General features: G+C 53.6%; 11 protein-coding genes. 7 read left to right on the forward strand and 4 right to left on the reverse strand.

Annotated elements, in window-relative coordinates; genetic code table 11:
- Positions 1-230 precede the first annotated feature (230 nt).
- The 3 genes from FLT43_RS19195 (at position 231) to FLT43_RS19205 (ending at position 5,218) form a co-directional block, all read left to right on the forward strand.
- The gene (locus FLT43_RS19195) at positions 231-1,526 is read left to right on the forward strand and encodes an ABC transporter substrate-binding protein (protein ID WP_087444064.1); all 1,296 of its coding nucleotides are present in this window, start codon (positions 231-233) and stop codon (positions 1,524-1,526) included.
- Positions 1,527-1,708: 182 nt separating this feature from the next.
- Positions 1,709-2,311, forward strand: a complete 603-nt coding sequence (locus tag FLT43_RS19200) for a hypothetical protein (protein WP_087444063.1) — start codon at positions 1,709-1,711, stop codon at positions 2,309-2,311.
- A gap of 1,518 nt (positions 2,312-3,829) precedes the next feature.
- On the forward strand, positions 3,830-5,218 hold the full coding sequence (locus FLT43_RS19205; protein ID WP_087444062.1) for a dicarboxylate/amino acid:cation symporter: 1,389 nt from the start codon (positions 3,830-3,832) through the stop codon (positions 5,216-5,218).
- A 126-nt stretch (positions 5,219-5,344) separates the two neighbouring features.
- On the opposite strand, the gene FLT43_RS19210 is transcribed toward FLT43_RS19205, so the two are convergent.
- The gene (locus FLT43_RS19210) at positions 5,345-6,736 is read right to left on the reverse strand and encodes a YheC/YheD family endospore coat-associated protein (RefSeq protein WP_087444061.1); all 1,392 of its coding nucleotides are present in this window, start codon (positions 6,734-6,736) and stop codon (positions 5,345-5,347) included.
- A 297-nt stretch (positions 6,737-7,033) separates the two neighbouring features.
- Between FLT43_RS19210 and FLT43_RS19215 the strand changes: the two genes are divergently transcribed.
- Complete coding sequence (locus tag FLT43_RS19215; protein WP_087444060.1) at positions 7,034-7,879, forward strand: M15 family metallopeptidase; 846 nt, start codon at positions 7,034-7,036, stop codon at positions 7,877-7,879.
- 382 nt (positions 7,880-8,261) lie between these two features.
- Here FLT43_RS19215 and tlp read toward each other — a convergent pair whose 3' ends face one another.
- Both tlp and FLT43_RS19225 read right to left on the reverse strand, forming a co-directional pair.
- Complete coding sequence (gene tlp, locus FLT43_RS19220; RefSeq protein ID WP_087444059.1) at positions 8,262-8,486, reverse strand: small acid-soluble spore protein Tlp; 225 nt, start codon at positions 8,484-8,486, stop codon at positions 8,262-8,264.
- A gap of 223 nt (positions 8,487-8,709) precedes the next feature.
- Positions 8,710-9,402, reverse strand: coding sequence for a GTP pyrophosphokinase (locus tag FLT43_RS19225; protein ID WP_087444058.1), 693 nt, complete (start codon positions 9,400-9,402; stop codon positions 8,710-8,712).
- Between the two features lie 508 nt (positions 9,403-9,910).
- Between FLT43_RS19225 and FLT43_RS19230 the strand changes: the two genes are divergently transcribed.
- The 3 genes from FLT43_RS19230 (at position 9,911) to FLT43_RS19240 (ending at position 12,147) form a co-directional block, all read left to right on the forward strand.
- Positions 9,911-10,669, forward strand: coding sequence for a zinc ribbon domain-containing protein (locus tag FLT43_RS19230; RefSeq protein WP_087444057.1), 759 nt, complete (start codon positions 9,911-9,913; stop codon positions 10,667-10,669).
- A 185-nt stretch (positions 10,670-10,854) separates the two neighbouring features.
- Positions 10,855-11,628 carry a TrmB family transcriptional regulator gene (locus FLT43_RS19235; protein WP_087444056.1) on the forward strand — a complete coding sequence of 258 codons (774 nt, stop codon included), beginning with the start codon at positions 10,855-10,857 and terminating at the stop codon, positions 11,626-11,628.
- Positions 11,629-11,835: 207 nt separating this feature from the next.
- The gene (locus tag FLT43_RS19240) at positions 11,836-12,147 is read left to right on the forward strand and encodes a dipeptidyl aminopeptidase (RefSeq protein WP_087444055.1); all 312 of its coding nucleotides are present in this window, start codon (positions 11,836-11,838) and stop codon (positions 12,145-12,147) included.
- Positions 12,148-12,256: 109 nt separating this feature from the next.
- Here the strand turns inward: FLT43_RS19240 and mscL are convergent, their stop codons facing one another.
- A complete protein-coding gene (mscL, locus tag FLT43_RS19245) occupies positions 12,257-12,766 on the reverse strand; it encodes a large conductance mechanosensitive channel protein MscL (protein ID WP_087444054.1) in 510 nt (169 codons plus the stop codon).
- Positions 12,767-12,846 lie beyond the last annotated feature (80 nt).

Genomic DNA, 12,846 nt, shown 5'->3' on the forward strand with positions numbered 1-12,846 from the left:
AGGAAGCAAGCGGCTGTCACTGCCGCAGACGGCGGATCGTCGGCCTTCATAGCCCTTCATAATACAGTTAAACTGCACAACGATTAAGTTACAAACGATTAAGTTACAAACGATTAAGTTACAAACGATTAAGTTACAAACCATTAAGTTACGCAACCATTAAGTTACACAACAGTTAAGCTACACAACAGCATCAAAATCAGGTATACACATAAGGGGAGGTCTAGCAAATGAGACGAATGGCACAATGGTCGTTGGTCATGATTCTGGCGGTATCGGTAATGCTCGCGGGCTGCGGAGCGAAGGACGCGGGCGGAGATGCGTCCTCTTCAACCGGGACGGATGCCAAGCAGGACGTGAAGACGGTGAAGATTTTCCAATTCAAGGTTGAAATCGCGGAGGCGCTGAACCGGCTGAAGGGGGAATTCGAGAAGGAGCACCCGAACATCAAGCTTGATATTCAGACAGTTGGCGGCGGAGCGGATTATGGCGCTGCGCTCAAGGCCAAATTCGCAGGCAATGATGCGCCCGACATCTTCAATAACGGCGGCTTCCAGGAGCTGACGACCTGGTTCGAGCATCTGGAGGATCTGTCGGATCAGCCGTGGGTGAAGGACGTGCTCCCGCTGGCGAAGGAACCGATGACACAGGACGGCAAGCTGTACGGCATGCCGATGAACCTGGAGGGGTACGGCTTCATCTACAATAAGGATCTGTTCGCCAAGGCGGGAATTACCGAAGTGCCGAAGACGCTGGCTGAGTTGGAGGATGCCGCGAAGAAGCTGCAGGCAGCCGGGATTACGCCATTTGCCAACGGCTATCAGGAATGGTGGATTCTCGGAATTCATAACTTGAACGTCGCTTTCGCGCAGCAGCCGGATACGAATGCCTTTATTCAGGGGCTGAGCGACGGCAGCGCGAAGTTCAAGGGCAATCCGGAGTTCGAGAACTGGGTGAACCTGCTTGACCTGACGGTGAAGTACGGCAACAAAAACCCGCTGACGACCGACTATAACACGCAGGTGACGCTGTTCGCCAAGGGCGAAGCCGCCATGATGCAGCAGGGCAACTGGACCCAGGTTCAGATCGACGGCATCGACCCGAACTTGAATCTCGGCGTGCTTCCGATGCCGATTGACAATGATGCGGCGAAGAATGACAAGCTGCTCGTCGGCGTACCGAACAACTGGGTCGTCAACAAGAACTCCAAGGTGAAGGAAGAAGCGAAGACGTTCCTGAACTGGATGGTTACCTCCGATATCGGCAAGGAGTATATTGCCAAGGAGTTCAAGTTCATTCCGGCTATGTCGACGATCGACGCGACGGCGGATGATCTGGGCGACATCGCGGCCGATGTAATGCAGTATAGCCAGGACAATCGCGTCCTGAGCTGGAACTGGTTCAAATACCCGGATGGCGCCACGCAGGAATTCGGGAACTCGATTCAGGCCTATATCGCGGGCAAAGCCGACAAGGATAAAATGTTCGATGAATTCCAAAAGGCCTGGGACAATCTGAAAAAGTAAGCCTGAACTGCGAACCGGATATAATGCATCAGGGGCTGTTCCCGCTATGGGAGCGGCCCCTTAACTGTGCTTCCCCATTCTTGTCATGGTAACTCCATAGAAAAGTAATCGATATTATAGAAGACTTTCGAAGTTCGATACTATACTTTGGTTGTAGCTGTAAAGAAAGGAGGAGAGGTTTTATGAACAAAAGATTAATTGTGTTTGTTGTCGTGTTACTGTTTTTTTCTTTTTTTATCGTAATGTACAATAGTAGTTCAAAAACCATACAAGAAGCACTAAGCACATCACATCCGGAGCGGATCGATATTATCCATGAAGAAAACACGAAGCATGGTATTATCGTCTTTTACCATCAACTGAGTAACAATGATTTTTCAGTGGCTGTTGTAAAAAAAAGATTCGGTAACTATAAAGTGATTTATAGTGGTGCACAAGGAGATATTAATTCATCGCTAGATCGGTTTGGTTTTACGTATATGTATTTTCCGGGTATAGGAAAAACATCCTCCCCTATGTATTTTGGCATGATTAGAAATCCAGAGATAACTCAAATTAAAATTATTGAAAAGGAACGGAATAGGGAAGCGCAAGCTAAAATTATTGAGGGGACAGATGCCAGAGTTTGGTTAATGGATATGGAGGGATTTGAGGGAACCGAATTCCAAATCATAGCGCTCACTAAGGATAACAAGGAAATTTCTAAAAGTGATGACACTATATCTGCGCAAGTATCTGATGCCGATTATAAACCTACAAAAAGTAAGGAATTAAAAGGTAAATAGGGTTAAACTGGATAGTGAGAAAGTCTCATAGTAAACCCTTCTAGGCCATTCCAAGGGCAGATGCCAGTTTACAAATGATGCTTATCCTCATGCTGTGAATCTCATGTTGTGAATCTCATGGTGAGCATCCTCGCTGAGCATCCTCATGCCGTGCATCCTCATGCCGCGCACCCTCACCTCATGCCGTGCATCCTTAGAAAATTACTGCAAAAGCGCCGTATTGTCTCGCTAAAATTTCTTATTCCCACCAAATTCCTGCGACAGCGCAGCAATTCCCCTACTAATTTCTAATTTGAGCCGATATCGTTCCAAATTGATGTAAATTTGCGGGACTCGAATTGTCGCAAGCCGGCTTTGGGGGAAAGCCTGCGTTTACAGGCCGTTGAAAATCCCCATGGACTTTTTAACGGCCTGATTTTACGGGATCCAAGAGTCCGCGTCGGATCCTGGGGGCATCATCGCCTTCAGGAAGCATCATTGCCTCCTGGGGTTTGAACGTGTGGAGGGAATTGCTGCTATTTTACAGGAATTTTGGCTCAATGAGTCCACATCCCGAGGAATTGCTGCAAATCTACAGCATTTTAGGCCCTTTTGCTTCAAGCCGAAGCGAAACGGGTGAAATTCCTGCAGTTTTGCAGGATTCCCTTTCTGGGAAAGTCGTCCATATCGAATTGCTGTATTTGCGCAGGATTTCGCTTGCCTAATAAGCGTAGAAATCGTGCAGTTTTGCAGATTTCGCTTACCGATTAGGCGTGTCTGGAGAAATCGTGGAGTTTTGCGGATTTCGCCTACCGGATAGACGTGCCTAGGGTAATGGTGCAGTTTTCAGGCCGTTGGAAAACCCCTGTTTTTTACGTGGAGATTGTCCATTCTCCTACTCAAAACTTGGCACCCATAGCGTTTTAAATCGATTTTTTTCTACTAAGAGACGAGATCCGCCACATAAAAAATGAAGGGCCACAAAATCCCTTGCACTTTCTCAACAGCCTGGTTTATGCAGCACTTTGGGAAGCTGCTGCCAATAACGGCTAGTAAAGTACGTTTGCATCGCCCCAGGCACCCCAGGACACGGCCCAAAAGGAACCTGGCGGAACAGGCGGAATGAGGAACCGCATCACTTGCTGCGTTGGGAGCCGAATTTTGACGCGGAATGCGCTCTCGATCAAGGATGGGGCTTCGACTACGAGGGCGACGAGAGGACGGGGATACCCATATCCGCCGGCTCCGCGAGAAGATCGGGGAGCGCTTGATCAAGACGCTCGCGGACCGGGATGCCTTGTATGGGGAAGACGCCGTTAAGTCCCGATCGGCCCCCATTTATGATGGCGGGAGGCGATCCCGTTCGGTATGGTTCCCGTTGCTGCCAAGGGGAAATTTTCCGTAACGGGAGATTTCTGGACCGGAAGATTCCAGTAACGCCAGACCAGGCTCCGGCAAAAAACAATTGACGTTCGCTCTCCCTATTCTTATAATACCCATTAACCATGTTGGAATTATAAGTTATCAGGAGGGCGGATCATGAACGAACAATCTTGGATTATATTGCGGGACTGGAATGTCTATGCAAGCTGGGGCGTTGCCCTGCTGCTCGTCATTCTGCTGTGGTGGCTGGCGAAGAAGAAGGTCGGCTTCGGCTTGCGCGTGCTGCTGGCGATGGCGCTCGGGCTGACGTTGGGGGCGCTGTTCGGTCCGGCGGCTGCGGACGTCAGCATTCTGGGCTCGCTGTATGTCAGCCTTATCAAAATGGTGGTCATGCCGCTCGTCTTCGCCGCCATCATTACAAGCATTACTTCCGTTAAAGATCCGGCCGTCTTGAAAAAGCTCGGGACGAAGACCATTGCGCTCTTCCTGATTACGACCGCGATCGCGGCGGTTATCGGCCTGGGGACGGCGCTGGTCATCGATCCCGGTTCCGGCATCGCCCAGAACGGCGATGCGGCCCAAGATTTCCAGGCGCGCGAGATTCCGAGCTTCCGGCAGGTGATACTTGACCTCGTTCCGTCGAACCCGATTAACGAGATGGCTCAAGGCAAGGTAGTGCCGGTCATCATCTTCGCCGCGTTCATCGCCGTCGCCATCATATTCGAAGGGACGCGGAACCCGGAGCGGGTCCAGCCGGTTCGTTCATTCTTCCAATCGTTCTCTCATATTATGTTCCGCGTCACCAAATTCGTTATCCGGCTGACGCCTTACGGAGTGCTTGGGCTCATGACATCGATGTCCGCGAAATACGGACTGTCCACCTTGAAGGAATTGGGCTGGTTCATTATTGCTGTCTATGCGGCGTGCCTTATCCATATGATTATTACGTTCGGATCGCTTGTCGCATTCGGCGCCCGCGTCAATCCGATCCGGTTCTTCAAGAAGGCGTACCCGACGATGGCGGTCGCCTTCACGACGCGCAGCAGCTACGCTACGCTGCCTGTTAACCTGGAGGTGATTACGAAGCGGATGAAGGTCTCGGACCGGATAGCCAGCTTCGTGGCGCCGCTCGGGGCGACAATTAACATGAACGGCTGCGGCGGCATCTACCCGGCTGTCGTCGCCGTGTTCATCGCCCGGGTCTACGGCATTGATCTGAACATCGCCGATTATCTCCTTATCATCGGCGCCGCAACATTGGCTTCCGTCGGCGTGGCCGGCGTGCCGGGTCCGGCCTCGATCTCGACGACGGTCGTGCTGGTGCAGGCCGGTCTGCCGCTCGAGGGCTTCGCGCTTGTGCTCGGCGTGGATGCGATCGTCGATATGGCCCGCACCACGGTGAACGCGACCGGAACGACCGTCGCCTCCCTGCTTGTCGCCAGCAGCGAGGGCGAATTCGACCGCGAGGCGTTCCATCACCAGCCGGACGGGGAGATTGACTTCAACACGGAATCGGCGCCAAGCGAAGGGACCGTATCCGTGTAACCTCGAATTGGAGAAGACAACAATGACGGTGCTTTTACCGTATGAGGTAGGAGCGAATTGCGGGCCATCAAGCCCCCGACGAAGAACCCGCCAAGCCGGTTAGGCTTGGCGGGTTCTTATGCTGAATCAGGAGGCCGGGGCATCGGTGGAGCGATAGGAGAGCGGGTGCGATTTGTGAGCCTCCTCATGCTTCGCATTCGGGCCGGGCCCGTTGACCGGAAGGAGGCGCTGTTGCTCTCCGTCTTGCTTCAACTGCTGACCTTGCTCGCGCTCCTGAACCGGTTCCTGTTGTTGTTCTACTTGTTGCTCTGATGGCGGTTTCTCTTGTTGTACTTGTATTTCTACTTGTACTGGTTTTTCTTTCAGCTCTAGGACGGCTATCTTTTCCCGAGGCTGATCATGAATTTGGACAATCTTGTGCATCGCCTTCTCTTTTCGCTGCCGGGCCAAATACATTGCATAGGCGATCGGATACGTCAAGGCATTCCGGTACGCTTCCGTATCGCCGATTTTGCGGAACAGATCCCGGCTCGGCTTCGGATTGACCTCCAGCAACCATATTTTGCCTGCCTTATCTACGGCCAGGTCGATCCCGAGTTCGAACAAGGAGCCGATCTTATCCTCGATCACCTCGGTCAGGCGCTGTGCCACACAGCGGCATTCCTCTTCAATGGCTTTCGCCTGCTCTAGCCCGAAGTGCTTCTCCATGAACGGAAGGAACGGCAGCGCTGCACTGCCCCGTTGACCCGCCAGATTGGAATTCGGGCTGCGCGGCGTGCCGACGCGGATAGCCATACCTGTCGTTACCCATTTGCCCTCTCCGTTTTTTTGATGAAGGACGCGGGCATCGGCGGTTCTTTCGGGCAGCAGCTCTGTATCAATGCCCTGCTGAAGGACGAATGAGCCGTTGCGAATGCGCTGCGATCGGGTCCAATGCGCGAGCCAGCGAACGACCTCGCCCTGATGGCGGAGCCGGACATTGCGAAGCCCGAAGCTTCGTTTCCGTCCCCATACTTCATACCTGCCTTGCTTCGCCTGGATGCGGACGACGCCCATCCCGCCGGTTCCATTGCTTGGCTTCGCATAGATAAGCGGATAGGTGGCCAGCATGCTTCTCAGATTCCGTTCGGAATAAAGCATTGTCTTCGGAAGCCAGCGAGCGGTTCTTTCATCGGCGGAGAACATTTCCAACGCTTTGGACTTGAGCACGAATTTATCGTTGGCATAGGGGAAAAGCGAACGGTTCCGCATGATGCGGAAGGCGGCGTTCCAATTGCTGCGTCTCCGATCGATGACGATGTCGGGCCAAGGCTCTATTGCGGCGGTCCAGCCTGAACGGGTGAACTTGAACCCGCGAATCTGCCTGTGGCGCAGGCGGATGTCTGATTCATTGAATACGTACACATTAGCCCCCAGCTTCCTGCCGATCTCCACCCATTGGCGGAACACGAAGGATTCCGTGAACCAGGTGCCCTTGCGGTATGTGAAAATTCCAATTACCGGATGTCTCTGCTTCATCTGATATCACCTCCTTGGCCGAGAAAGTGGCGGCCGAGATTGTGACTGCGGTTCAATGCGGCAATGCTGATTACGTTGCAGGTACAGCCCATGGGCGGGCTGTCCAAGTTGATTGCACGGCGGATCCCTCCGTATGCGATCGTACTACAGCATATCGCCGGAGCCGGAGAAGTGTGACTGTCATTTCAGGGAATACGGTAAATCTCTTACTATTCGAAATCGCTGATAGAATGCGATATAATAGACTCTCAATCTAGCAGCAAGCTGCGAGTCAAGATTGAGAGAGGGGATACTCGAATGAACCAGAACCGTATGGCAGTCCGGTGTCTAATCGCAGCATTGGGTGTAGCCCTCTTGCTTAGCGGTTGCCAGACATCGAGCAGCAATCAGGCGGGAACGCCGCAATCGGGCCAGACCGAGGTTGATCCGGCTCTGACGCCATCTCCCGATCCTGATAATTCAGCGGATCCCGGAAGCGATACGGGCAATGAAGGGGCCGTCGACACCATTGCGCAGATGAAGTCGGAATTCGCCTTGGCGAACACGGTACAGGAAGAGGACGGACGAGCAATCGTAACGAATGAAGAATCGACGATGGTTGTCGTCAATAAGCAGCGATATTTGCCGGATGGATATGAGCCTCCGGATTTGGTAGAGCCTAATGTCAAGTTCTCATTCGATGAGCCGCATGAGAAGCGTCATATGCGCAAGGAAGCGGCCGAAGCGCTGGAAGCGCTGTTCGCTGGAGCGGAGCAGGATGGCATCACGCTGAACGCCGTCTCGGGCTATCGTTCGTACCAGCGTCAGCAGTCTCTATTCAATCATTATGTCGAGACGCAAGGGAAAGAGTACGCTTCCCGCGTCAGTGCCGTTCCGGGAACGAGCGAGCACCAGACCGGGTTGGCGATTGACGTCTCCAGCCCAAGCGTAGGCAATGTGTTGGAAGAGGTATTCGGCGATTCGGAAGAAGGAAAATGGCTTGCGGAGCACGCTCATGAATATGGCTTCATCATCCGCTATCCGCAGGATGGCGAATCGATTACCGGGTATGTATACGAGCCATGGCATATCCGCTATGTCGGGAAGGAAGCAGCCAACGCGATATATAGCGAAGGAACGACACTGGAGCAATTTTTGCAATAGCATTTATTCTTATACGAAAATACGAAAATGAAAGCCGGAGATAGGGGACCTGTCTTCGGCTTGTTTTGTGCCTTGGGCGGTTGAAGATCGAACTCCGAACTCACGGGCACGGTCCGTCCGTTGGCTGTTGTCTGCTGCTCCGCTCGCACGGCAGCGGCTGGCGGAGAAGGAGAGCCGGGAGGAGCGAAGAAAACGGGTGTAAAGTTTCTGTATATGAGCGAATGGGATAATGGACAAAAGGAAGCGAATATGACGCTAAGGGAAGGTGAGCAAGAGGATGTATGAGCAATCGGGCGAGGGAAAAGAGAGGGCACACGCCACGCTAAGGCCACGCAAAGAACCGGAGGAAGCTCCCCTTCCCCCGGTTCTCTATGCGTACGGATTACTCTTTGGCGTACGGCTGCTCGTCGCGGCGCTCGTCCGCCAGCGATTCGATGCTGTGGCGTCGTCGTTCATTCTTCGCCTTCAGCTGCGCTTGCTCGCCTTCGCTTATTTCATCTTCATGCGCCGACAAATACTGCTCGCTCTCCCGCAGATTTTCTACGGTATTGTCGATTGCATTCTGAATATGCGCGGCATTGTCCGCGCGGTTATCCGGCTTTGGCATATGCAAGGCCTCCTTTGCCTTCCCGAGTATGGTGGACGCGGCGCGACAAGACAGACGGCCCTGAAGGTCCGCCTGAGCATGTCCGCATTCATGGCGTCATTTGATAAGGTGCATCAGCCGCCCGCTTTTTATGCTGGATGGCTGCTGCACCTAAGAGGATCACCATGCTGCCCAGGCTTCCGGAGTCCGCTGCGGGAGAATGGGAACGCGAGCCTCGCACACACTATGGCGCTGAGGTGATGTCGCGCAGAGACAGGCCGTTCTCGATTCCTTTGAGCCAGTCCTCATGATTGTAAGACAGTATCTCCTTGCGCAAGTCAAGCATTTTCCGATCCAGCTCATCCACGGCTCTGGCTGCTTCCGTCAATTCCTTAATGACATGAGAAGGCACCTGCTGCTCGAATTTATAATAAATGATGTGCTCCAGGCTCGCCCAGAAATCCATGGCCAGCGTCCGCAGTTGTATCTCCACATATATCCAGCGCGTATCCTCGAACAGGACAAGCGGCACCTGGAGAATAATATGAAGGCTCTGATAGCCGTTCGCCTTCGGATTGGCGATATAGTCCTTAATTTCCATAATCCGAATGTCGTCGCGGGTCTTCAAATGATCGAGAATCAGGTAGATATCTTTGACGAACGCGCATACGATCCGCATTCCAGCGACGTCATAGATTTTGTTCACAATCGAATCGAGGGTGAGCGGAAGGCCCTTGCGCTGCAGTTTATTGAAAATGCTGCTTGGTTCCTTGAGACGTGTCTTAATATGCTCGATTGGCTCATAGCCGTTGCGAAGCTTCCACTCCGCCTGGATGACCTTGATCTTGGTCTCCAGCTCTTCCAGAGCCAATTGATACAATGTCGGCAGTTGCTTCACTTCTTCGTACTGCTTCATAATGATATCGGTCTGTGCCATACGAATCTCCTCGTGTAATTGCGTAATATGCAAGAGACATCGGCAAATGGATTACCGGATATGCCCGTATGCTACTTCTATTGTAACGGATTGGGGGGCAGAATATCAAAGCACGCCCAGCTGGCAATCCATACCCAGCCGTTCCGGAATGGAGCCGCGGGCGCCGCATGCTTGGCCCAAAAAGGCATCTCCTTTCCCATAGAAATCGCGGGTTCCTTCGTAGTATAATAAAGCACCCCCGATACATCATGGGCGAACATGAGCGGGCTTGCGGGCGCTCGGAATTGTGAAGCAGTTGTTGTACATGTTCCGTAAAAGTTGCGCATACGTTGAACAAGAGGCTTGGTTCTGGAACCGGCTCTGCACGACAACGGAAGGCATGCCCGCCCGGCAGAACGGAGGGAGCAGTACCCCGATTGTGTGAAGGGTCTGTTTCGATCCGCGCCGTCCTGTGTATAGGGTTAAGGGGCCATGTTCAACAGCGGGCATGGAAAGGGAGGGATTACTTATGAATCGAATATTGCAAAAGTTAAAAGCAGGCGCCAACAAAGCATCGGAGAAGGCGCAAAATGTCATTGAAATCAATCGTCTGCAATCACAGATTGCGGCCCGGCGCAAAGAGATCGAGCAGAATGTGTATCTCATCGGCGAACGGGTATATGATGCCTATAAAAAGAAGGATTTAACGCAAGCGGAAGATGAGATTATGGCGCTTGGAGACACGAATCTGCTGCTGGAAGAAGAGATCAAGCAGCTGGAGTGGAAGGTGAGCGAGCTGCGCCATGAGAAGCGATGCGAGTGCGGAGAAGTGGCGCCGATAACTTCGAAATACTGCGCTGCCTGCGGCCGGAAGCTGCCGGAGGCTCCGGAGGAGCTGTTCGAGCTGGACGAGGAATGGGGCGAGGAGGAAGAGGAGACGAGAGTCTATGCGCATCGTCCGTCCTCTGACTCCGAATCGGCCCCCGCCGCGGAAGACGACGTCCGGTGGCAGCCGCTGCAGCCGGAGGAAGATGAGGAGTGCGAGGAGGATGTTCGCTACACGTACCATCCGGACCGGCTCTCGTCTCCCCCGACAAGGCAGAAGGAGGAATTCTCCATCCCTCCTCTGGAGTCCAGCCGGTCCGGACGGGAGATGAATATTACCGTCGGCGGCAGGCCCGTTACCAGGAGGCCGAAGGAGCCTTCCGTTCGCCGCTGCCCGAACTGCAACTCCGCCGCAGAGCCGGAGGCGAAGTGGTGCGAGCGCTGCGGCACGCCTTTTATATAAACGGAAGCGAGTCGGGGGACGACTTGAAGAGAACCTGAGGGTTCTCTTTTTTATGTACGCTGTCGACAAATAGCGACGGTATTCGATGAAAAAAACTCCGGTTTGAGTTACAATGACAACAGGGAACGCCAGGTGAACAGCCTTGGTATCTGACACATGTATTCGTAGAGTGGGAGGCTGGCCTGATGGAAGGACTCGTATCGCATTTACGAGCGCTCGGGTTCACGGAAATGGAAGCTAAGATTGTTGTAAGTTTGTCTGAGCAGGGCGCAATGACCGGATATGAAATCGCAAAAAAACTGGGGGTATCGCGATCCAACGTCTATGCCGCGCTGCAGCGCCTCGTCGATCAGGGTGTCATCCTTCACCGCAAAGGCGATCCATCGCATTATGCGGCGCTTCCGGCAGAGGAGCTGACGAAGCTGCTGGCGACCCGTCTGGAGACATCGCTGCGCTATGTGCAGCAGCATATGCCTGCGGCGGAAGCGGATGGAAGCTCCTTCTACAGCGTCGAAGGGGAGCGGGCCGTAGCGGATACGATCAAGCGCACGCTGCATGAGGCGGAGCGGGAGATTATCGTCGATGTATGGCCTGATGAAGCGGCCGTACTGCGGGAGGAGCTGCTGCTGGCGGAAGCGCGGGGAGTGAAGGTGCTGTGGTCGATCGCCGGGCATGAAGGCCGGACGACCGAACGGATTTGGCCGATGTCGGGGGCGGCGGAGAGCGAGCCGCGGCATTTCGCCTTTGTCGTCGACCGCCGGGAGACGCTGATTGGCGCGCGGGGCAGCGGCCATGCGACCAAAGCGTTATTGACGGAGCATCCAGCCGTGACGCGCCTTGTCCTGAGCCATTTTTTGCAAGAGGCGGTGCTGTACGAGTTGGAGCGGGAGATGGATCGTGATGGCCAACGGCGCTTCGGCGAGCGTATTGAGGAGATTATGGCCAAATATTTTGACTAATTTTCGAACTTTGTGAAAAATGAAACAATTTCCTGCAACGCGAATCAATTCATTGCGTATTGATCAATATAGTGAGAAATGTGATGCGTCGTTCTGCCAGGCCAAGCTATCAAGGGAGCTTGATGCGCGGTGCATCGGGCGTGGCGCGAAGGGCAGTCTACCATCGGATGGAACCAAGCCGGGCGACAGCATAGAGGAGGAAGTCAGATGGAATGCATTGTTCATTTTGATGCCGTACACCGCGGAGAAGGAGAGATTGCGAAGCTGCGCGGGCTGGTCATGACGGAGGAAGGGAAGAAGCCGACGACGCCGGAACTGGAAGAGATGTTCCGGATGATGGGATATAACGTGCATTGCACGGATGAACACAGTTTGATTTTCGAGCCGGATACGAACGATGGCGATATTGAAGAGCTTCGCGTCAAGAAGCTGGATATCGGGGAGGAGTCCTACACCCCGGACATGCAGCTGCGCGCCATCGCCGAACAATTGATGAACAAGCCGAACCGGCCGATGTAACGAACCGGAGCGCGGAGCGGACTTGTCTGGCAATGCGCACGAAAGGCCTTCTTCTCTGCATGCGGATCACCGCATGTCAGGGAAGAAGGCCTTGCTTCATGCTGGCCTGCTAGGCTCGTGCGCCGGACTCGTCCAGCATGGATGTGCAATGAGCGCATCGTACGGCCTCTTTCGGGATCTCCGAGAGGCAGTATGGGCATTCCTTCGTTGTCGGTTCCGCTGGCGCCTCCTCTGCTTTGTTCCGGCGGTGCAGCATATTCGTACCCTTCACGATGAGGAATACGCAGAGGGCCACAATCAGGAAATCGATGACAACATTGATGAATTGTCCGTAGGCAATGACGGCAACTCCGGCTTCTTGCGCTTGGGCAAGCGACATGGAAGAGACGGGTTGTCCGTTCACGACCAGATCCGGATCGAGCGGAATGAACAGATCCTTGAAGTTCACGCCGCCCAGCAGCTTCCCGATCGGCGGCATGACGAGATCGTTGACAACAGAGGTGACGATTTTGTTGAAGGCGCCTCCGATGATCACCCCGACGGCGAGATCGATGACGTTGCCTCGAACGGCGAATTGCTTGAACTCTTCAAAAAAAGAGCTTACTTTTGATTTGGCCATCCGATATCATTCTCCTTTCACGATAGTAACTGGCTGTCCGGATGATGCCATAATTCCGGCATCATGACAGCGGGCATAGC

This window comes from Paenibacillus thiaminolyticus, assembly GCF_007066085.1.
GTDB classification, from domain to species: Bacteria; Bacillota; Bacilli; order Paenibacillales; family Paenibacillaceae; genus Paenibacillus_B; species Paenibacillus_B thiaminolyticus.